The 23,896-nt window shown below is 45.7% G+C and carries 12 protein-coding genes; 8 read left to right on the forward strand and 4 right to left on the reverse strand.

Going from position 1 to position 23,896, the window contains the following annotated elements:
- Positions 1 to 49: 49 nt before the first annotated feature.
- The 4 genes from T500_RS0102290 to T500_RS0102305 are packed head-to-tail and all read right to left on the reverse strand — an operon-like array spanning position 50 to position 9,534.
- On the reverse strand, positions 50 to 2,587 hold the full coding sequence (locus T500_RS0102290) for a glycosyl hydrolase family 95 catalytic domain-containing protein (RefSeq protein ID WP_028906775.1): 2,538 nt from the start codon (positions 2,585 to 2,587) through the stop codon (positions 50 to 52).
- A gap of 22 nt (positions 2,588 to 2,609) precedes the next feature.
- The gene (locus T500_RS0102295; protein WP_051611834.1) at positions 2,610 to 4,202 is read right to left on the reverse strand and encodes a DUF5123 domain-containing protein; all 1,593 of its coding nucleotides are present in this window, start codon (positions 4,200 to 4,202) and stop codon (positions 2,610 to 2,612) included.
- A gap of 22 nt (positions 4,203 to 4,224) precedes the next feature.
- Entirely contained in the window at positions 4,225 to 6,294 is a 2,070-nt protein-coding gene (locus T500_RS0102300) for a RagB/SusD family nutrient uptake outer membrane protein (RefSeq protein WP_028906777.1), read from the reverse strand.
- Positions 6,295 to 6,324: 30 nt separating this feature from the next.
- Positions 6,325 to 9,534: a SusC/RagA family TonB-linked outer membrane protein gene (locus tag T500_RS0102305; protein WP_028906778.1), complete on the reverse strand. Its 3,210-nt coding sequence runs from the start codon at positions 9,532 to 9,534 to the stop codon at positions 6,325 to 6,327.
- A gap of 745 nt (positions 9,535 to 10,279) precedes the next feature.
- On the opposite strand from T500_RS0102305, the gene T500_RS0102310 reads away from it, so the two are divergent.
- From T500_RS0102310 to T500_RS0102345, 8 genes are all read left to right on the forward strand, one after another.
- A complete protein-coding gene (locus T500_RS0102310) occupies positions 10,280 to 12,130 on the forward strand; it encodes a two-component regulator propeller domain-containing protein (RefSeq protein WP_196243454.1) in 1,851 nt (616 codons plus the stop codon).
- Positions 12,131 to 12,239: 109 nt separating this feature from the next.
- Complete coding sequence (locus T500_RS0102315; RefSeq protein WP_028906780.1) at positions 12,240 to 13,538, forward strand: pectinesterase family protein; 1,299 nt, start codon at positions 12,240 to 12,242, stop codon at positions 13,536 to 13,538.
- A gap of 219 nt (positions 13,539 to 13,757) precedes the next feature.
- On the forward strand, positions 13,758 to 14,834 hold the full coding sequence (locus T500_RS0102320) for a sialidase family protein (RefSeq protein WP_051611835.1): 1,077 nt from the start codon (positions 13,758 to 13,760) through the stop codon (positions 14,832 to 14,834).
- Between the two features lie 66 nt (positions 14,835 to 14,900).
- Positions 14,901 to 16,220, forward strand: coding sequence for an acetyl esterase Axe7A (axe7A, locus tag T500_RS0102325; RefSeq protein ID WP_316930766.1), 1,320 nt, complete (start codon positions 14,901 to 14,903; stop codon positions 16,218 to 16,220).
- The gene (locus T500_RS0102330; RefSeq protein WP_080694759.1) at positions 16,196 to 17,350 is read left to right on the forward strand and encodes a dienelactone hydrolase family protein; all 1,155 of its coding nucleotides are present in this window, start codon (positions 16,196 to 16,198) and stop codon (positions 17,348 to 17,350) included. Before axe7A ends, T500_RS0102330 begins: the two co-directional genes overlap by 25 nt.
- A gap of 18 nt (positions 17,351 to 17,368) precedes the next feature.
- Complete coding sequence (locus T500_RS0102335; RefSeq protein ID WP_036908244.1) at positions 17,369 to 19,012, forward strand: glycoside hydrolase 43 family protein; 1,644 nt, start codon at positions 17,369 to 17,371, stop codon at positions 19,010 to 19,012.
- A 219-nt stretch (positions 19,013 to 19,231) separates the two neighbouring features.
- A complete protein-coding gene (locus T500_RS0102340) occupies positions 19,232 to 22,261 on the forward strand; it encodes a SusC/RagA family TonB-linked outer membrane protein (protein WP_028906785.1) in 3,030 nt (1,009 codons plus the stop codon).
- Positions 22,262 to 22,280: 19 nt separating this feature from the next.
- Complete coding sequence (locus tag T500_RS0102345; RefSeq protein ID WP_028906786.1) at positions 22,281 to 23,870, forward strand: RagB/SusD family nutrient uptake outer membrane protein; 1,590 nt, start codon at positions 22,281 to 22,283, stop codon at positions 23,868 to 23,870.
- The last annotated feature ends 26 nt before the right edge of the window (positions 23,871 to 23,896 follow it).

Genomic DNA, 23,896 nt, shown 5'->3' on the forward strand with positions numbered 1-23,896 from the left:
AAATCCGCCAAAAAGTTGTATCTAAAAAAGGTGAAAAACTAATATTGAATTAACGTGATAGAGTATATACGTTATCAGCCTGGGTGCTGATATCGTACAGATATGTTGATAGAAGTTTGTTTTTCAGCAGTTTCGAGGCATCTTTTACCAGTGGTGTGGGCATGTCGTATACCTGCATGAGCTGGTTGGTGTTGGCGCCCTTTGATTTCTTTAATCCCTTACCTTTGAGTGGAGCAGCTGAGCGTATGCGCAGATTGCCACCCAGTGTAGAACGGATGGTAAGTGATACCACGCGACCCTTTTCCCACTTCATGTGCTCGATGATAAAACCACCACGCGTTTTCAATCCTGAAACCTCGCCGTCAGACCAAACATCAGGTAATGCCGGCAATAGGTTAATGGCACCGTCGTGGCTCTGTACCAGCATTTCGGCAATGCCGGCGCAGCAGCCAAAATTGCCATCAATCTGGAAAGGAGGATGCGCATCGAACATATTTGCATAGGTACCGCCGTCCTGATCCTTGATGGTTACTTTGGGCGATTTCAACTTCAGCTGATTCTGAATCAGTTTGTAAGCGTGGTTACCATCCAAAAGTCGGGCCCACAAACAAACTTTCCATCCCATTGACCAGCCTCGCGAAGCATCGCCACGCCCAATGAGCGACTTCTGAACGGCAGCTGTGGCAACAGGGTTGTTATAAGGAGATACCTGACGACCTGGGTAGAGGCACCAAAGGTGCGACACATGACGATGGTTACTCACCTCGCGGTCCCAGTCTTCGAGCCACTCTTGCAATTGTCCGTATTTGCCTACCATCATGGGGGGTAGTTGGCTTCGAACCTGGTCCAGACTATCTGCGAAACTCTGATCGATACCTAATGTATGAGCTGCTAAACGGGTGTTATACAGCAGGTCGTAAATCATCTGATTATCCATGGATACGCCTGCAAAAACAGAGGGCGACTGGTCGTTGTTGAATATCGGGTCGTGATATTTACCCAAACCAGGATTATTCTCAGGAGAGTGTGAGGGCGAGGCTATCAAATATCCTGTCTTGGGGTCGCGTACCAAGAAGTCGAGATAGAACCGACAAGCCTCAGCCATCACTGGATATGCTTCATGTTTTAAGTAATTCTTGTCGCCCGTATACAGATAGTGCTCCCAGAGATGCGAGCAGAACCATGCGTTACATGTGGGCCAGATGGAGCACGAATGGTAATCTACGGCTCCAGTAGAGCGCCACAAGTCGGTGTTATGATGTAGCGTCCAGCCGCGGGCACCATACATCTCGCTAGCCGAACGGCGTCCTGTAACACTTACATCCTTAACCATCTGCAAAAATGGCTCATGACATTCTGAAAGGTTCGTTACCTCAGCGGGCCAATAGTTCATTTCTACATTAATATTAGTAGTGTACTTCGAGTCCCAGGCAGGATACTGGTCGGCATCAGGATTCCAGATACCCTGCAGATTGGCTGGCTGACTACCCTGTTGCGATGAAGCGATGAGCAGATAACGACCAAACTGGAAATAAGTTGCTACCAAGCTGAGATCGTTTGTAGTTGAGAACTCGCTGATTCGTACATCAGTGGGTTTCTTCTCCTGCTCAGGATTGTGCCCCAAATCAAGACTAACACGGTTGAACTGCTCCTGATAGCGAGCCACATGATGAGCCAACGACTTCTCAAATGGCTCGTGTTTATCAAGATAGCTGTTCAGAATAGTCATTGCTTTTGCATCGGCATCGGCCGTGATGTTGTCGTATCGAACAAAGTTCGTAGCCGAACTAACTACTACCAGTGCTTCGGTAGCACCATTTACCATAATAGTACCATTGGTACCTACCACTTTTCCACCAACTGGAATCACTTTGATATATGATACACAGTGGAGACCATTGGGAACGTTCTCTTCTTTTGGTGCAGTGGGATGACTGAAGATGCGTAGCATGTCGTTACCTACCTGACTGACATCGGCCAAGGCACGCTGCTTCTTTAACGGACCAACAAACGATGCACTGAACTGCAGTTTACCAGCATGGGTAGCTTTCAGTCTGATGAGTGTTACATTATCGGTTAATGAGGTGATGACCTGACGCTCGTAACCAATGCCGTCGGCCTGATAGGTAGTAGTTGCTACTGCCTCGTTCAGGCTAAGCTCTCGACGATAGGCGTTAACCTTTTGCTGAGGGAAAGTAAGAACTAGATTACCTACCGACTCGTAGATCATGCCATGACCAGTGATGCTTCTATCTGCTGTGATATTGTGCATTGACAAGTACTGGGCTTGCTGATAATCGCCACGATTAAGTGCTGCTCGGATGTCGGAAAGCACTCCAAGCGCTTTAGGATTAACATTGTTATAGGGCGAACCACTCCAGAAGGTGTCTTCGTTCAGCTGGATAGTATCGCTCTCAACACCACCATAAACCATAGCGCCTAAACGTCCATTTCCCAATGGCAAAGCCTCAACCCAATGCTTGGCTGGGAGATTGTACCACAATACGTGTTTTTTTGAAAAGGATGGCAGTGCCCATAATGCCATGAGCACTACCACCGTCATCCTGAATAACAAACCTTTTTTCATATAATTAACAATTAACTAACGCTTACCACCAACGAGGATCGCCGGCTACCTTTTTACCTTTGAAGATTACACCTTTCTTAAGGTGGAAGTTACCATTCTGTGGGTCTTCAAACAGATCTTCGGTCGATAGCTCCAAACGGATAGCGTTTGTGAACTTCTTGCTATTCTCTGGGAAATCGGCTGTGAGATAACAACCTGAGAAATCGAGCCAGCCAGAATAGTCGCCATAACCAGAGTTCATCTTCTGTTCACCATTAGGTCCACAGAATATCATATTGGTAACCTGAGCCTCTTTTGGTGTTTTTGTTGCCAGAATCCACTTTTGCAGTTTGGTGGTATAGTTGCAGAAGATGCAACGGTCAACCTTAAACATGCCTGCTTGTGCACGCAGGTCCATCATCTGGTCGCCAATCTCCATAAGTGTTGAGTTGGTGATAGATATGGTGCCGATGCTTTTTGCACTACCAATATTAATCATGCCATAGCCCGATGTACCCACGTTATTTATAACACAATTGTTGATGTTGATACTATTAACCTCAGCACTACCATTGCTTACAAACACAAGTGAGCGTGGAATGTTACGAATGATACAGCCTTCGAAGTTGATATTGCCGAAGCCATCGGCACGACGCATGTCGAACCAGAAAGCATTCTTCATTTCATCATCGATATCAACATACTGGAAGTTGATATTCTCAGTTCTGCTGTTGATACTAAATGCTGGCATCTTTAATTCTGGTCGAACACCGTTAACCATCTTACCCGAGAAGTAGATGTTCTTGATGGTCTCAGGAAGTGATACTTTTCCAACCTCGTATGTATTTCCACCATTAAATACCAGTGTTACGGTCTCATCGGTAGCGGCTGCAAGCAACTCGTTAACATCATCGCCAACTGCCACATCAATGGTCTGACCTGTTGCAGAACCCAGCGTCTTGAACTTATAGGTGCCGCGTAAGAATGTGTCGTTGTATATCTGTGCGATATAGTTAGTGCCCGGATTCAGACCGTCAATCATACTGTTACCTGCTTTCTGCATGTCGGCAGTAATATTCAGGCTTGATATCCATGTGGTATCCTTTTCACCAATGGTACCCAACTTAATGTTTGTAGCTGTCTTTTCAGGATCCCAGTTCAACTGCACATCCTTGATACCTGGTGTAACTGTGGTAAAGATTTGTTCGGCAGGTGTCTTGAAGCTTACACCATACCACCCCGACTCATCGCCAGTTGTCTCGTCTATAGCCTTTAAACGGACTGAATAGGTAGTTGTACCATACAAGTCTTCTATCAGCTTGTGGTACTCGTTCTGTACCATTACCTTACCTGTACTATAGGGTGTTAAGGTGTCGGCCTTGATAACCTCGGTCCTGACGATTTCGTTAAACTCCAGACTATCGAGACTAAATTCCAATACGTATTGGGTAGCACTGGTAACACCATTAAAGCTTAGTACCACCGAGGTTGGTTCGGTTTCAACCAACGATAGGTTGGTGGTACGGAACAGGTGACTGTAGCTCTCATCTACAGGCCACTGGTTTGCATCTTCGCTGCACGCAGCAAGGCCAATAGCAGCACATGCTATGCAGGCAATCTTATTAATTGTTCTCATATAACAGTTTTTTTTGAGTGGATTAGTTAATACTGTGGTCGTAACCATAAGAATTCTTAAGATATCCGTTCGACTTATAGATGTCGTCGTAGTAGATAGAGTACAGATGTCGATAGTTACATACACCATTTCCCATGGTGTAGGTCTGCAGTTTTTCCTGAATCTGCGAACCATACTGCAACTGGCTGAGCAGGGCGCTATAGTCGTAGTTGGCGCGCAAACCAGAGGCACAAAGCAGAATTCTAACCGAGCGGTTCACAACATCAGTCTCGCTGTTATCCTTACGCAGCCAGTTAAGCTCCTTGTAAAGGTCGGGATTGGGATTGGCATTGAGTTGACGATAGAAATTGATGCTCGAAATATCAACCTCAGGATAGCCACTGATGCCCTTCGAAATCATCTTATAATAAACCTTCTCAGGGAAGTCCTTAGGCTCGTATGTTTTATCAAAGATCTTTACCGTCTGAGTGCCATCGTACATCTTAACAAGAGCCTCTTTCATCTCCTCAATCTTCTGGTCGAGTAATCCCCAACGAACCAGATCGAGTTTACGAATGCCTTCGCAGCCAAACTCCCAGGCACGCTCGTTTACAATGGCATTAAAGAAATCGCTATCGTAGTTTTTGATTTCTGCCGATCCTGCACCGAAGGCACGTTCACGAACCAGCTCCAGAGCTTCGCGAGCCGACATCTTGGCAATCGTGTTCTTTGTGTCTTCGCCCTCTCCTAACTGATAACGTGCTTCGGCAAACATCAGCAGTACATCGGGATAACGCATCAGAATCCAGTTAATACCAGTGCTGGGACGGCCGCTGGCTGTTTGAGCCAGAGCCTTATAGGCATCGTTTGTCCAGAAATAGCTCCATTTACCAAAGTGAACGTTTAGCATATCGTTACGTCCACTCATGGTTTCGGTCAGTTTGTTGTTCTCCTTGGTAAACTTGGGGAAGTAGCATGCATAGTCACGACGGGTGTCGGATGGGGTGAATGAGTAGAAGTAATAGCCGTTAGAGTTTACATACGATGAACCCCAACCAGTGGCACCAAACAAGTTTCCATCCATCTCACGTCCCATCAAAGTACCAATATCACCACTATAACCCATACCATTGGCTACCTCGAACATGTTTTCGTTATAGGCATTGTAATCCAGATGACAAACCGTTTTCCAGATGTCGCCATAATCAGGATCGAGATGATGAGGATTCTGTTCGTCGCCGATAATCTCAGCACACTGCTGCTCGGCAATGGCATAGTAGTCGCGCCAGTTCTTAGGACGTCCTACATAGAAACCGTTCATCTCGCCCATACCTGGAACCGTTGAAGGATAGTGCTCTACATTCGAGTCGTCGGCAAACTGATTACCGTCGCGTACACTCCAACCACCTGCAAATAAGGCGATACGTGCCAACAAACCTTTGGCAAAGCCTTTGGTAATACGTTCGCAGTTGTAGTCAGACACCTCACCAAGCCAAGGCAAATAGTCGATGGCCTCCTGCATGTCGCGTACCAGATATGAATAGATTTCGTCGCGGTCGGTCTTGCCGGCATATACATTCGAGAGGTCACTGGCCGATGTTCCCTCCTTGTAAGGAATGTCGCCCCAGCGGCGTACGAGTTCAAAATAGCTAAGTGAACGCAAAACAAGAGCTTCGCCCAAGTAGCGTTGCATGGCTTTATTGCCACTCTTGAAAGCCTCAGAGTTGCGGATTCCCTCAACGGCAGTTGAGGCACGCTCGGCCATCTTGAAGATATACTGCCACTGGATGGTGTGGTTATACCAATCGCTATAAAAATTGGCTGCACCAGTATCGGATGTCAACTCCTTCGAGGGGTCGTTGTTATAACCGCTGGCCAACTCGATATCGCTGACACCCTGCCAGTTTACCGACATTTTCTGTCCATATACGTAAGTTCCTGCCAAATCGCTGTAAACACCCATGATGGCAGCACGAGCCATACCCTCGTTCTCATAGATCACCTGACTGGTTTGCTGCGAAGGTGATTCGGTGTCTAGGTAGTCGGAGCAACCAGTAGTAAGAGCACAGAGTGCGCCTGCAGCGAGCATATATTTTAATGTTCTGTATTTCATAATCATTATTCTTTGTTTGATATTACATTTTTAGAATGTTACATTAAGACCGAACACCCAAGAGCGTGACTTAGGATAGGCCGAACGGTCGTAACCCATCACCATATTGTTTGATGAGATGTTTACCTCAGGGTCCTGTCCGCTATATTTTGTCCAGCAGAAAAGGTTGGTGCCTGTGGCATAAACTCTCAGACGCTTGATACCTGCATGCTTCAGCAACTGCTGAGGCAGTGAATAGCCAAGTGTGAGTGTACCCAGACGCAGGAACGAACCATCCTCAACAGCCCAGTCGGTAGTAATACTGTTGTTCATCAGTGGGTGCCACATGGTCTTGCCCTGATTCAACTCCTGTAATTTTGCAGGATCGGCATGTTCGCCATTATAGATGTTAAAGCCTGTAACAGGGTCGATAACGGTGAATCGGTTGGCCAACGACATCTCGGTACTCATATTCTGATAACGTTTTGAGAGATCGTAAGAGGTGTTATCAATCTTGTTCACATTCAGTACATCGTTACCATACGACCAGTTGAAGAGTGCTGTGAGGTCTAAACCCTTCCAACCCATGTTGATACCAAAACCACCTGTGTGCTTGGGCTGTGCGCGACCAATCACCTTTCGGTCGTGGTCGGCATCTACCTTGCCATCACCATCCAGGTCTTTTAACTTCAAATGGCCAGGACCGAACCAAGCGCCTGAACGCGACAATACACCTGTTACATCTACAACGCCTTCGTTAAGCACCCAGCGCTGAGTGGTTTCGTTGAAGGTGAAGTCGTCGAAACTATAATAGCCATCACAAACATAGCCATACATCAGTCCTACCTCATCGCCCACAAACACACGATAGTTATCGCTACCAGTGCTAGGGAACGAACCGCCCGAAAGTATCATCTCGTCATTCTCGGTTCCATACAAGTGGTCAACTTTGTTCTTGTTGAACGAGATGTTGAAGTTGGCGCCCAGGTAGAAGTCCTTGGTGTCGATGATATTTGCATTAACAGTGAACTCGATACCGCGGTTGGTGGTCTGACCTAAGTTCTGATACTGGGTGTTGTAACCAGAGTTTGAGGGCAGCTGTACCGACATAATCAGGTCTTTAGTTACATCGTTGTACCAATCAACCGATACGTCGAGTTTCTTCTTAAGTATAGTAAAGTCGATACCTACGTTAGTAGAGTGCTTGGTTTCCCAAGTAAGTTTGTCGTTACGCAACACGGTTGAGGGCTGCAGACTGCTCTGACCGGTCTCATTCTGGAAATACAGGTTGCGAACAGCTGTTACAGGGCTGTAGGTCTGGCGCCAGTAGCTACCAACACGGGCATTACCCGATACACCATGGCTCAAGCGGAGCTTCAGATTGTCGAGCCAATCACGTGTTCCTGCCATAAATTTCTCGTCGGTAATGCGCCAAGCAGCTGCCACTGCAGGGAATACACCCCATTTATTTCCAGGCGAGAATACGTTGGTACCATCGGCACGCAGTGTAAAGGTAAAGTAGTACTTGCCTCCATACACATAGTTAGCACGGCCAAAGTACGACAACGTACGACCAGGCTCGTTGATAGTGGTATAGGTGGGTTCCGATGTACCATTGTTCCACATCGCAAGGATATTATCCACGGTATAGTCGAGTGGGAAGTAGTCGGCTTCGATATTCATGCGGTCCGACTCAGAGTTGTTACCTTCGAAACCAACCATGGCATCAGTGTGGTGTTTGCCAAAATCCTTTTTGAAGTTCAGCATGGTACGGAAAGTCCAGTTGTTGCCCTCCTGATACTGGCGCTTAGCCACAGGCATACCTGAACGGCCGTTTGCCTCACCAGTATTGGCCAAGAAGATGTTGTCCTGACGGTTGTAGCTAAAGCCGTACGTACCTTCTGTGCGCCACTGCAACCACTTGGTAATATCCCATGTAAGTGCCAGGTTGTACGAGTTATTAAAGTTCTTCTGCTTTTTGTACTCGTTGGCAATATTATAGAATGGATCCTGCAGATAGCTGATATTTTCGTACGAGAGGTCGTCGCCGCCTAAGTCGTCGATGCCAAGGTCAATCAAGGTCTTAACAGGTGGATATTTCACACAGTCGCGCAGTTTGTTGCCATACGATACACTCGGACCATCAATAATACGATAGGTCATCTTGGCATTAAAGTCAAGACGTAATTTATCCGAGAACTTCTTGCTTATCTTAGTGTTCAGTGCATCGCGCTTGAACTTAGAGCCTTCCATAATATAACTCTCATCATCGCGTGTATAGCTGAGGCTGTAGATAAGATCTTTGGAGCCACCATTGATATTCACATTGTAGGTCTGCTTGATACCTGTACGGTCGAACAGTTTCTTCTGCCAGTCGGTTCCCTGGCGAGATTTGTATATGTCGATGTCTTCCCAACGGCCGTATCGGTCAAAGAAACTGGCCTTATCGGCATTGTCAAGCTCGCGCTGTAGGTACACATACTCGTATGGCGACAGCACCTCGGTCTCGTTATAGAAGTTGTTCAAACCCATCGAAGCATTAAAGGTTACCTCGGTTTTACCTGCACGACCACTCTTGGTGGTAACCAGTACAACACCATTGGCACCCTTGGCACCGTAGATTGCCGTAGATGAGGCATCCTTCAAAACGTCGATACTTTCGATATCTGTTACAGGGATATCACTGATGCTACCAGCTTGGAAACCATCTATAATATAAAGAGGTTCGTTATTCTGGGTGATTGAACCACCACCACGTACGCGGATGGTAACATCGGCATCGGGCGATCCCTGAGTTGTTACAACGTTAACACCTGCCACACGACCTGTAATTGCCGAAGCAGCATTGGTAGTCTGGATATTCTTGAGCGTTTTTTCGCCTACCGACGATATTGAACCTGTTAAGTCACGGCGTCGAGCCATTCCATAACCTACAGCTACCACTTCTACTTCGCTCAACGTAGTGGCATCTTCTTCGAGTGTAACATTAATAGGTTTACCTGCTGTTACACGTAAGGTCTTCGTCTTCATTCCTATATAGGAAATCACAATCTGACGTCCTTTGGGCGACAGTTTCAACGTAAAGTTACCTTCGTAATTAGTTACAGTTGCATTCCTGGAATTACCAGCCTCGGTAATGGTAGCACCGATAACAGGTTCGCCATTGGAATCTTTTACAATACCTTTTACCTGTCCGCCCTGGGCAAAAGCCATCAATTGGGCTAACAGTAAAATCACAGAAAAGAGAGTTCGTTTAAACATACTTTTTTTGAATTAGTTATTAAAATTTGATTGATTTGAAAATATCTTAGTAGTCATAATTGGCGGCAAAATTATACATAATATGTATGCAATAGGATGAAGGAAGTACGTTTTACGGTTAAAAAAGTCCTATTTCGGCAGATTTAGAACTAAAATACACTTTTCTGATTTATTTTTCGTACTTTTGTATCGGCAAAATAACAGTTTTAACATGAGAAGATACATTATACTACTAACGACATGCTGCTTGGTGGCTGTATCGTCTTTTGCAGCCCAAGGCCATAAAACCAAGATTCAACACTTTGGTGAGGAAGATGGCTTTTCGGAAGCACTTGTCGTACACATGATACAAGATAGCAACGGTTATATATGGTTGGCTACTTGGGATGGTTTGCGCCGATACGATGGGTATCGGTTCGAAACCTTCAAAGCACGTCCAGGCGACTCTTCGCCACTGGAGTCTAATCGTTTTAATTATATAGAGGAGACGTCAGATCATCAAATTATATGTTGGTCGAACGATAAATATTATCTTTTCAATCCAGCGATGTCGCAATTCACCTTATATAATAAAAAGGTGAAACCTCATCTGTTTCATCCTACAGCCCAAGTTAAAGCAAAGATACAAAGCTTGAAAGAATATCAGAATATAGAATTCAATATATTGTTGGAAGACCAGCAAAATGGCATCTGGGTAAACTCTCATCGTGGTTTAGAGCGTATCTCGGATATACCAGCACCCATTATGACTTTAAAAGATAGTCCGCATGAAGAAGTGGTTAGTGCTATTTATGCTGACGAAAAAGGCTATTTGTGGGTGGCTGATAAGAGTGGCTATATTCGCATCATTAACAAGAATAAGCAAACACAATATCTTGCGTCGAATGGTGTTCTTTCAAGTCGTCGTACACCTTTCGGGCATGCTGCCTATAGCATTTTTAAAGATAGTAAGGGGAAGATATGGATAGGCACCAAACCTGATGGACTTTTTAAACTTACCCCTAATCAAGTAGGATATCATGTGGAGCATTTCTTTACTGATCCCAAGGATCCTTTCTCTATCAACTGTAATTCGGTATATGACATAGCTGAGGATGTACAGAGCAGAATAGTTATTGCAACCTATGGTGGCGGATTGAACATTGCCGAACAGCTGCCAAACGGACAAACCCGTTTCGTGCATTGTGGTAATTTATTAAAACAGTTTCCTCAGAAGGAGCTTAGGAGTAGATGCTTGAGTGTGTTGCCTGATGGTACACTGTTGTTAGGTACTAACGACGGACTGTACACGGCATCATTGAACAATCCCTACGAAAAAATGGCATTTTATATCAACAACCGTCGACCTAGCGATGCACATAGTATCAGTAATAATTATGTTACCGAAATATTAAAAACAAAATCTGGTCGAATCTATATCACTACCTCTGGTGGTGGTACCGATGCGGTCCTTTCTCGTCAACTTCTCTGTGACACGATACACTTTCAGCATTTTTCTGTTGCTGAGGGTATATCTTCGGACATGAATCAGACTTTGACCGAAGACAAAAACGGGAATGTTTGGATTGTGTCAGCAGGGTCGTTAAGCATGTTAAACCCCCAAACAGGATTAGCCACTAACTATTGGAATCTGTTTCCGGATGCTGGCGAGTTGTTTACTGAGGCAACACCTGCAGTTCTGCCAAATGGAACGCTCGTATTCAGTACCACTTTAGGTATATTACCCATCAATCCTAACGAAATGAAGAAAAGTAATTTCGTACCTCGAATTGTGTTTAATTGTGCTCAAGAAGTATTTCTGTCGCCCGATGAGAAAGATTTTAGTATCCGCTTTGCTGCATTAGATTACAATAAAAACGAAGAGATTGTATATGCATATAAACTGGATGGCATTGACAGCGAATGGCGATATACCCGAAGTAATGAACTGAATTATGTACGATTGGCACCTGGCGATTACACACTCCATATTAAATCAACCAATGGCGATGGCGTATGGACTGATAACGAGCAGACGATTATTCTGCACCGTTCTGCATATTTTAATGAGACACCTTGGGCCTGGATGTTATATGGGTTACTCATTACATGCTTTGTAATTGGTGGATTATCGGCCATCAGATACGTACGAAGATTAAAGCGTGAGCTGAAAAATGTACAACTTACCAGCAAGGAACAGATAGAATTGTTGGGTGAACGCATCAAAGAGTTGCTCCCTATCACCGAAGAGGTAAAGGAGATAACCGAGGAGAGTGAAACGTTGAGTCCAGATGACCGTATGTTTGCTTCGCGTGTCAAGGAGTATGTGGAGAAAAATATCGATAATGCTGATCTATCAGTAATCGATATTGCACAGGCCATGTATGTGAGCCGTACTGTGCTGTTTGTACGTATGAAGCACATATTCAATAGTTCGCCTAATAACTATGTGCTTAATACCCGTATTAACTATGCTAAGAAACTGTTACTTACTACCGATATGCGTGTGTCGGATGTTGCCTATAAGAGTGGTTTTTCCGACCCCAAATACTTTAGTCGCTGCTTTAAGAAACTAACAGGAGTTTTACCGAAGGATTTTTCCGAGGGTAAAAAATAATCCCGAAAACGAGGAAAAATATACGCCATGCAGTTTTTAGGACTTTTGTCGACCTAAAATATTGTATGGCTTTCTATCTTTGCGCCATCAAAATCTTTAAAAACAAAAAATGAAACGTACTAAAACAATTTTATTATCGCTACTGGTAAGTGTAGTAGGCTATGGCCAGAATAATACCAATAAGGTGTTCGATATGGTTGTTGCCTCTGATGGCAGTGGTAATTACACTAGCGTACAGGCTGCTATAAATGCTGCTCCCGAGCATTCTACGCGCCCGTATCTTATTTTTATTAAGAATGGTGTATATGATGAGCTGGTGGATATTCCCGCTGAAAAGACTTATATACATCTTATTGGACAAGATGCAAAAAGTACCATCATCCGTCATACCATGCATTGTGGCGGTAAGGATAGCCAACAATTTGAGTACTCGGTTAACAATCCCCAATCAGAAAATTATAAACATCATGCGGTGATGGATAACTGGGGTAGTAACTTCTATATGGAGAATATAACTCTTGAGAATAGTTGGGGAACACGCCAACAGGCTGGTCCACAAGCATTGGCCATCAGAACGTTTGCCGATAGGATGGCATTCTACAACTGCAGATTTCTGTCGTTTCAAGATACATGGTTTACAACCACCAACGATACCGATCGCCATTATATTAAGGACTGCTATCTGGAGGGTGCCGTTGACTACATCTATGGTAGTGGCGATATTCTTGCTGAAGAAACTACCTTTTACAATGTGCGTAGCGGATCGATTATTACCGCACCATGCCACACCAAAGCACGTTATGGTTATGCGTTCTTAAACTGTATTGTGGATGGAAATCAGAAGGCAGCCGATGGAAAACTGAAATTAGGTCGTCCTTGGCATAACAATCCTGTAAACGTGTGGATTAACACCAAGATGCTTATTCCTGTTGCCCCTGAAGGTTGGACTGATATGGGTACCATTCCTTATCTTTTTGCTGAATACCGTAGCCATGATAATCAAGGAAAATTAATAAATACAGGGAAGCGTAAAACCGTCTATACATATACCGACCGCAACACGGGAAACAAGTATTCGGGCAGTAGTCAGACTACAATCACAGCATCCGAAGCTGCCAAGTACAACTATCAGAATATGATTATGGCAGCCGATGGCTGGAATCCCCGCAGTTATATGGAATCATTACCTGCTCCTGAAAAACTTTATTATAAAAAAGGCGTACTGCATTGGAAATCGGTAAAAGGAGCAAAAGGATATCTGGTAACAAACGATAAGAATGAAGTGGTTGGAATCGTGAAAGATAACCATCTAATAATAACACAGAAGCATAGTCAGTTATATACGGTTAGTACTATTAATCATTATGGTCACATCGGTAATAAAACGGAGATTCATATAGGATTATAGTTAGATTAGTTAATTGAAGTAAGTAAGATGTCTTCCTGTTGTTGTGAAATAGCAGGAAGTTTTTTCTAAAGAAGAAACAAATAAGGATAAAACTATTGCAATTTGAAAATAATCGTGTATCTTTGCACTCAATCAAACTACTAAAAGATGAAAAATAAAGTTCAATTTGTTATTGCATTTTTACTGTTTTGCAGTAGTTATACTGCAGCACAGATACAAATGCCATATATCCCCAATGGTATTATCGATACCGCTCTGCACGAAACTGTAGGGTTAAAACCGGCTGCTAACGTAAAGACCGTAACGGTATTTAAGGCTACTGAGCAGTCCGACCACTATGCTAACGGTGTAGTATTGGCTGCGTTTAAGGGCGAGCTTTATTGCATGTGGCAAAGCTCGCCAAAGGATGAGGATAGCGACGATACCCGTGTGCTTTATAGCATCAGTAGCGATGAAGGCAATACTTGGAGCAAGCCCATGGTGCTGTCTGCACCTGGCATGGATTGCTATTGCACATCAGGCGGTTGGCTGGTTAACGGCGACACCCTTATAGCTTTTATTGATACTTGGCAGAAAGGACTTTCGCCACGAGGTGGAAAGACTTGTTATATAACCAGTACCGATGGATTCTCGTGGAGCCCCATGCAACCTGTAAGAATGGCAGACGGCAGCGAGATGAACGGTGTACTGGAACAAGATCCTTATCGCTTGCCAGATGGACGTTTAGTGGGAGCCACTCACTTTATGCCAGGATTGCATATCTGTCCTGTATATACTGATGACCCATGTGGTATTAGTGGCTGGCGAAAAGGGAATTTCGAATCAGAAGATATTAGTAAAACTTCGCGCGAAATTGAACCCAGTCAGTATTTGCGTCCCGACGGCACTTTCGTGATGCTATTCCGCGATCAAAGCAGTAGCTTCCGCAAACTGGTATCTGAAAGCAAGGATAGGGGAGTAACTTGGACAAAGCCAACGCTGACAACATTCCCTGATGGACGTACCAAACAGTGTGCGGGCAATCTGCCCGATGGCACCTCGTATATGGTTAGCTGTCCTGCTCCTGCCAAACGTCGCTGGCCGCTCGTGCTGCATTTGAGTAACGATGGCATAAAGTTCGATAAGGCCATCTTGTTGCGTAGTGGCTCACTAAACGATTTGCCACCACGGCGCTATGAGGGAAAATATAAAACCTTGGGATATAGCTACCCCAAGGCCATTGCATATCATCAAAACTTATATATTGGATATTCAACTAATAAAGAAGATGTAGAATGTACTATCGTTACCCTTTAGGGCTTTACGTGACGGTAACATTTTTTTGTTGTCTTTGTAGTCGATTTTTTGAATTAATAAAAATAATTGTTTAACTTTGCACCCAAACAAACTACAGAAATGAAGAAATTACTATTTACATTGTTTTTTGTGTTAGGCAGTATGGCTACTGCTTTGGCCGAGAATTATCCCTATCGTGCTGATTATTTGTGGCTTACGGTGCCCAATCATGCCGATTGGCTCTATAAGACTGGTGAGCGTGCTAAGGTCGAAGTGTCGTTCAGCCTATATGGCATGCCACAGAATGTAGAGGTGACTTATGAGATTGGGCCTGATATGATGCCTGCTACGTCATCAGGAAAGGTAGCACTTAAGAATGGTCGTGCCGTGATTGATATGGGCACGATGAAGAAACCAGGTTTTCTTGATTTGCGGCTGAGTGTTGATGGCAAGTATCAGCACCACGTAAAGGTAGGCTTCTCGCCTGAGCAACTGAAACCCTATACCAAGAATCCTCAGGACTTTGATGCTTTCTGGAAAGCAAACCTTAATGAGGCTCGCAAAACGCCTGTCTCGGTAAGTTGTAATAAGGTAGATAAGTATACTACCAACGAGTTTGATTGCTATCTTCTGAAAATCATGACCGATCGTCGTCACAGCGTCTATGGCTATCTTACCAAGCCCAAGATGGCAGGCAAGTACCCCGTTGTGCTCTGTCCTCCAGGCGCTGGCATCAAAACCATCAAGGAGCCTATGCGTAGTACTTTCTACGCCAAGAACGGTTTTATCCGTCTGGAGATGGAAATTCACGGCCTGAACCCAGAGATGAGCGACGAGCAGTTTAAGGAGATAACCACGGCTTTTGATTACGAAAACGGATATCTTACTAATGGGCTCGACGATCGCGATAACTACTACATGAAGCATGTTTATGTGGCATGTGTGCGTGCTATCGACTACCTGACATCACTCCCCGATTGGGATGGCAAGAATGTTTTTGTTCAAGGCGGTAGTCAGGGTGGTGCCCTTTCGCTCGTTACGGCAGGTCTCGATCCTCGTGTAACAGCCTGTGTTGCCAACCATCCAGCTTTAAGTGATATGGCCGGCTACTTGGATAACCGTGCTGGTGGCTATCCTCATTTTAACCGATTGAAGAATATGTTCACTCCCGAAAAGGTTAACACTATGGCTTATTACGATGTAGTAAACTTTGCCCGTCGTATTACCTGTCCGGTTTATATCACTTGGGGATATAATGATAATGTGTGTCCGCCAACTACCAGCTATATTGTCTGGAATCTGATAACAGCACCCAAAGATGCACTCATTACCCCCATCAATGAGCATTGGACAACTGAAAATACTAATTTTAATCAAATGGTATGGCTCAAAAAACAAATGCATTAATTATTGTATTGCTTATGTTCTGCTGCCCCAATGTGTCGGCGCAGAAACGTGCTAAGTACGAGTTTATGCGTAATCTGCCTGTGTATGCCGACTCGCTAATTGCCCATTTCGATTATCCCTTGGCTTGGGAAAATAGTGGCATTAAGAAGTTTGCAAAATGGAAGAAAGTGGCGCGCCAAAAAGTGTTCGACTGCATGCTGATGCCACCGCCACCACCTGTCGATGGTTATCAGACTAAGGTGCTGTTCGAGGAACAGCGCGATGGCTATAAAGCTCAGAAGATTGAGATCCGCTTGTCGCAATATTACACCGTACCAGCTTATGTATTGATTCCCGATGGTAAAGGCCCGTTCCCAGCCATCAACCTGTTGCACGATCATGGTGCCCATTTGTTTATTGGTAAGGAGAAGATGATACGTCCGCTATCCTGCGAGGATAAAGCGGTAGTGAAAGATGCCGAGGAATGGTTGGCTGGTTACGAAGGCCAGTTCTTTGGCGATTATCTGGCCAAGCAGGGCTATGTGGTATTCTCGGCAGATGCCCCGATGTGGGGCGAACGTGGACAGAAAGAAGGACCGCGCCGCGACCGATACGATATGATAGCAGGCAATATGATGCTGTATGGCATCGACCTTTCGGCCTGGATGACCTACGACGATATCGCTGGTACCGAGTTCTTAGCCCAGATGCCTGAGGTAGATGCCTCGAGGATTGGTTGTACGGGCTGGTCGATGGGTGCCTATCGTGCCTGGATGCTGGCTGCCCTGAGCGATCGCATCAAGGTGAGTGCCTCGGTATGTTGGATGGTTACAGCCGATGAGCAGTTGTCGTTTAAGTACGATCGCACCGAGAATGGTGGTTTTGCCAACTGCTTCCCTGGTCTGCGCCGCTGGATGGATTATCCCCATGTGGCCAGTATCGCTTGCCCTAAGCCCATGCTCTTTATCAATGGTAAACAGGATAAACTGTTTCCTGTGCCTGGTGTCGAAAAGGCCTTTGCCATCATGCACAACACCTGGAATAGTCAGGGAGCCGACGATAAATTGGAAACTGAACTTTGGGATATCCCCCATAGCTGCGGTCTGAAAGCCCAACAGCGTGTGCTCGAATTCTTCAAGAAACACTTATAAAAAGGAAACTACTTAAATATGAAAAGAACGATTTTAATGGCAGTTGTCTGCCTGCCTCTTTTAGCTTCGGCTCAGTATGTGTCGAAGGTGTGGTGCCCCGAAAATGGCGATGGCACCTACACCAATCCTGTGATTAATGCTGATTATAGCGACCCCGATGTGTGCGTGGGTGCCAGCGGCGAGGATTATTACATGACGGCTTCGTCATTTCAGTGCGTGCCTGGTCTGCCCATCCTGCACTCCAAGGATTTGGTAAACTGGGAGATTATCAATTATGCATTAGGCAATCTGTATGAGGGCGATGAGGCTTTGCTCGAGCATTTTAGTTCGCCTCGTCATGGTGCTGGCGTTTGGGCACCCAGTATCCGCTATCATGCCGGCTGGTACTATATCTATTGGGGCGATCCCGATTTTGGCGTATATATGGTAAAAACACAGGATCCTGCTGGCAAATGGTCTGCTCCACTTTGCGTTATCAAAGGCCAGGGCTATATCGATACCACACCGCTTTGGGACGAGGATGGTCGCTGCTATCTGGTTAACGGATGGGCAAACAGTCGCTCTAAATTTGCATCGGTCCTAACAGTTCGTGAGATGTCGGCTGATGGAACCCGCGCCATCGGCGAGCCTGTCATCGTGTTCGATGGCAACGGCACCGAGAATCGTACTTGCGAGGGTCCTAAGTTCTATAAACGTGATGGCTGGTACTGGATTATGTGTCCTGCTGGTGGCGTGCCTACAGGCTTCCAACTGGCTATGCGTAGCAAGAGTCCCTATGGTCCTTACGAACATAAGATTGTGTTAGCGCAGGGAAAGACAGCCATCAATGGTCCTCATCAAGGCGGATGGGTACATACCAAATACGGCGAGGATTGGTTCCTGCATTTCCAGGATAAGGAGGCTTATGGTCGCGTGGTTCACTTGAATCCCGTTGATTGGAGCACCGGTTGGCCCATCATGGGTAAGAAGGGCGAGCCTGTAACTACCTATAAGAAACCAAAGAGCAGTTCAACGTTGGTGATTAATCCTGTTGAAAGCGACGAGTTTAATAGTAACAAGCTAGGCCTGCAGTGGCAATGGCATGCCAACTACGACGAGAAATTTGGTATGCCAACCGCTTTTGGTACCTATCGTATCTATAATTATAAGCTCTCCGAAAACTTCGTGAACTTCTGGGAGGTGCCCAATCTGTTGCTCCAAAAAACGCCTGCCGATAAGTTTACGGCTACCACCAAGATACGCTTTACCTCGAAGGTCGAAGGACAGATGGGAGGCCTCATTATGATGGGACTCGACTATTCGGCGTTGGTAGTAAAGCGTGTTGGTAAGCAGTTCCAACTGCTACAAATTACCTGTAAGGCTGCCGATAAAGGTAATCCACAAACAGAACAGTTGATTGCAACCCTGAAACCTACAGCCGAGGATAAAATCGATTACAAACCAGGCATTCACATGGATATCTATTTCCGCCTGAGTGTAGATAGCTCGAAGTTGAAGTTCGCCTATAGTCTGGATGGCAAGAAGTTCAAACCCTGTGGCACTGAGTTCCAGATGCGCGAGGGAAAATGGATTGGCGCTAAGTTCGGTTATGTATCTGTAGATTATAATATTAAATCCGATCGTGGCAATCTGGATGCCGATTGGATCAGAGTAACACCATAAGTTGCTTATATATAATAAGGTATGGGCTTGTATCTATAAGATGCAGGCCCTTTCTGTTTATGCAAACGTTTGCATCGCGAAAATAACAAAATTAAACAAAAAAAAGAATAACGTATTGAAATCTAATATATCTTTGCACCGATAAAACTGTAAATTCAAGCTCCATAAAAGCTTAAGACGATATAACATTAACAAATTAACTCTAATTTAAATGTAATGATGAAGCAGGTAAACATTCAATTCCCGATGAGGATGCTTGGCCTTATTTTAGGGCTGTTCCTATCGGTAAGTGCCTTTGCTCAGATTGACGTAAAAGGCCATGTGAAAGATGCTACAGGCGAACCCATTATCGGCGCAACAGTACGTGTTGACGGCACACAGACCGCTACAGTATCTGATTTCGACGGTAACTTCGTACTGAAGGCAGAACAGGGTGCAAACATTACCGTGAGCTACATTGGCTATCAGAGCCAGACGGTAAAGGCAGCTCCCAGTTTGGTGATTACTCTCCAGGACGATGCTGCTGTACTTAATGAGGTAGTGGTTATCGGATATGGTGCAGTAAAGAAGAGCGACCTGACTGGTTCGGTTACAGCTTTGAAGCCCGATACAAAGAACAAGGGTTTGGTTGTTAACGCCCAGGAAATGATGCAGGGTAAGATTGCTGGTGTTAATGTAACCAGCGATGGTGGTACCCCTGGTGGTGGCTCTACCATCCGTATTCGTGGTGGTTCGTCGCTGAACGCATCAAACAGCCCTCTGATTGTTATCGATGGCGTGCCAATGGATAACAACGGTGTGAAGGGTCTTGCTAACCCCCTCTCGATGGTAAACCCACAGGATATCGAGTCGTTCAACGTGCTGAAGGATGCTTCGGCAACTGCTATTTATGGTAGCCGTGGTTCTAATGGTGTTATCATTATCACCACTAAGAAGGGCCGCAAGGGTAGCGCACCTCAGGTAAGCTACTCGGGAAGCGTAACCATGAGTATGAAGAAGAAGACTGTTGATGTACTTGACGGCGATCAGTATCGTGCATTGGTTAAGCAGATCTATGCTGGCAACTCTCGTGAGGCTGAGGCTCTGGCTGCTCTTGGTGATGCTAATACCGACTGGCAGAAGGAGATTTACCGCACTGCGTGGAGCCACGATCATAATGTAACCGTAGCTGGCGCCTTGAAGAATATTCCTTACCGCGTATCATTGGGTTACACCGATCAGCAGGGTATCTTGAAGACATCTGACTTTAAGCGTTACACTGCTGCACTGAACCTGAACCCATCACTGTTTGACGATCACCTGACATTGAACTTGAATGCCAAGGGCATGTGGGCTAAGTCGCAGTATGCTGATGGCGGTGCTATTGGTGCTGCTGTTGCTTTCGACCCAACCAAGCCTGTTCATGACGACAGTGCTACCAACTTTGGTGGTTACTGGGAGTGGCAGGTTCCTGGCTCATCACTCAACGATCCTTCATGGGCAACAACAACAAACCGTAATGCTACCAGCAACCCAGTGGCTCTGCTGGAGCTGAAGGACGACCGTGCTATCAGCCGCTCGTTTATCGGTAATGCCGAGGCTGACTATAAGATTCATGGTTTCGAGGATCTTCGCCTCCACCTTACTTTAGGTGCTGATATCTCAGAGGGTAAGCAGTGGACAGATGTTGAGAATTCTTCTCCTGCAGCTATCTATTACGGCTCACATGGTTGGGATCGCATTACCAAGCGTAACCTCACCCTTTCGGCTTATGCTCAGTATTACAAGGATTTTGCAAAGATTCATCATGTAGATGTGATGGGAGGTTACGAGTGGCAGCACTTCTGGCGCTCACAGCGTAACAACTACTGGGGAGCATATCCCAGCACAAATGCTGAGAAGCCCGGACAGTATCACGATTGGTCGATGTACAACTATAAGACCGAGAACTATCTGGTTTCATTCTTCGGACGTGCAAATTATACTCTGATGGATCGTTATATGTTCACAGCTACTGTACGTGACGATGGCTCTTCACGTTTCCAGGATCACTGGGCACTCTTCCCATCAGCAGCTTTCGCATATAAGATTAACGAGGAGAAGTTCTTTAAGGATATCAACTGGCTCTCTGACCTGAAGCTTCGTCTGAGCTATGGTAAGACCGGTCAGCAGGATGGTATTGGCGATTACAACTACTTTGCTATTTATGCCATGAATACTGGTGTTGGTAGCTACTACGATATCAGTGGCGATGGTTCAATGGCTCGTCCAGATGCTTACGACCCATCACTGAAGTGGGAAACAACTGATACCTATAACATCGGTTTGGACTTTGGCGTTCTGAATCAGCGAATCACTTTCAGCATCGATGCTTATCTGCGTAAGACTACCGACCTGCTGAACAGCGCTAACGTAGCTGCTGGTTCTAACTTCAAGAACACCGTTATGACCAACATCGGATCGATGGAGAATAAGGGTGTCGAGGTTACCATCGGTGCTAAGCCTATTCAGGCTAAGGATTGGTACTGGACCGTTGACTACAACTTTACCTACAATAAGAACAAGATTACCGAGCTAGTAGGTGGCGATGATAAGAGCTACTTCGTTCCAACAGGTGGTATCGGTGGTGGTACTGGTGTAACAGCCCAGGCTCACGCTGTAGGTCATCCTAAGAGTTCGTTCTATGTTTATCAGCAGGTTTACGATAATGCCGGCAAACCTATCGAGGGACAGGTAGTTGACCGTAATGGTGATGGAACTATTACCGAGGCCGATAAGTACTACTATAAGAGTCCTGATGCTCCTGTAACTATGGGCTTGAGCTCACGTCTGGAGTACAAGAACTTCGATTTCGGATTCACACTCCGTGCCAGCATTGGTAACTACGTATTCAACAACCTGATGTCGGGTAATGTTAACCTGAGTGCCGGCGAGCTTTACTCAAGCGGTAACAACTTCTTCGGTAACCGTCCTGTTGCTGCACTCGACTACAACTGGCAGACCTATGATCTGGAAGCTAAACTGTCTGACCACTGGGTACAGAACGGTTCGTTCCTGAAGTGCGACAATATCACACTGGGTTACAGCTTCGAGAACCTCCTCCCAATGGGTAGCTACAAGGGCGTTAGCGGTCGTGTATATGCTACTGCTTCTAATGTATTCTGCATCACGAAGTACAAGGGTATCGACCCAGAAGTGTTCGGTGGTATCGACAACAACCTCTACCCCCGTCCTATCTCATTCATCCTTGGTTTGAATCTGAACTTCTAACATTATAAATAAGGTAACAATGAAAACATATATCAAAAATATCATTCCGGCAGCTGCCTTACTCGTAGCAGTAGGATTCAGCTCTTGTACGAAGGATCTGGACGTGACACCTATCGACCCGAACCTGAATACAGAGATTCAGCCGGAGGCACTCTTTAACAAGTGCTATGCAAATATCGCTGTAGCCGGTAACGGTGGTGCTAACGGCGATTGCGACGTCGACGGTATCGATGGTGGTACCTCAGGATATGTTCGCCAGCTGTGGAACGCTCAGGAGTTAACTACCGATGAGGCTATCTGCGGATGGGGTGATGAGGGTATTTCTAGCTTCTGCTATAATACTTATGATGCCAGCCATCCTATGCTGCGTGGTTTCTACTATCGTTTGTATACTGGTATTTCTTTCTGTAACCAGTATCTGCAGGAGTTCGGCGACTATAATACCGCTATGACAGCTGAGATTCGTTTTGTACGTGCGCTCAACTACTTCTATCTGATGGATGGTTGGGGTAATGTTCCTTTCGTAACCTCGATCTCTTCTGAGAAGCCTGTACAGTATTCCCGTCAGGAAGTGTACAACTTCGTTGAGAGTGAGTTGCTGGATATTGAGCCACTGCTGAATGCTGCTACAGCAAAGAAGTCGACCGATGCTGGTTATGGCCGTGTTGACAAGGCTGCTGCCTGGTTGCTGTTGGCCCGTCTGTACCTGAATGCAGAGGTTTACACTGGCACCGCTCAGTGGCAGAAGGCAGCCGACTATGCCAAGAAGGTGATGGATTCAAGTTATAAGCTGAATACCACTGGTGTTGGCAAGTGGAGTGCTTATCAGATGCTGTTTATGGGCGACAACGGTGAGACCAGCGCTGCTTACGAGGCTGTATTCCCAATCCTGCAGGATGGTGTTCGCACTACCTCTTGGGGTACTTCTCTCTTCATGATCGCTTCTACTCACGATGCCGACATGTCTGACGTTAATGGTACAACCGAGGCTTGGGGTGGTAACCGCACTCGTCCTCAGCTCATCCAGAAGTTCTTCCCTGGTAACGATGCACCTGAAGCTGCTCCTAGTGATGTAGTAAAGGCTGCTGGCGACGATCGCGCTATCTTCGACACCAGAGGTCGTGAACTCGAAAATACCGACCCCAGCAACTTTAAGAATGGTTATGCTGTGGCTAAGTATAATAACTATACCACTAATGGCGCAGCAACCAGCAGTGCTCAGTTCCCCGATGCCGACTTCTTCCTGATGCGTTCAGCTGAGGCCTATCTGACTTATGCTGAGGCTCTGGCTCGCTTGAACGGTGGAGCTACTACAGCCGAGGCAGCAAGTGCTATTAACACACTGCGTCTCCGTGCTAATGCCGACACTAAGGCTAACTACTCATTAGATGAGATTTGCGATGAGTGGTGCCGTGAGTTCTACTTCGAGGGTCGTCGTCGTATGGACCTCGTTCGCTTTGGCAAGTTTGGTGGTAGCAGCGATTATGTATGGCAGTGGAAGGGCGGTGCCATCAATGGCCGCAACTTCGAAGCTACGAAGAACCTCTTTGCTATCCCAACAACGGATCTGACAGCTAATCCAAATCTGACTCAGAATCCTGGCTATTGATTAATTGATAATGAATAATTAAGAAT

The sequence above is a fragment of the Xylanibacter ruminicola Ga6B6 genome, assembly GCF_000687715.1.
Lineage (GTDB): Bacteria > Bacteroidota > Bacteroidia > Bacteroidales > Bacteroidaceae > Prevotella > Prevotella ruminicola_B.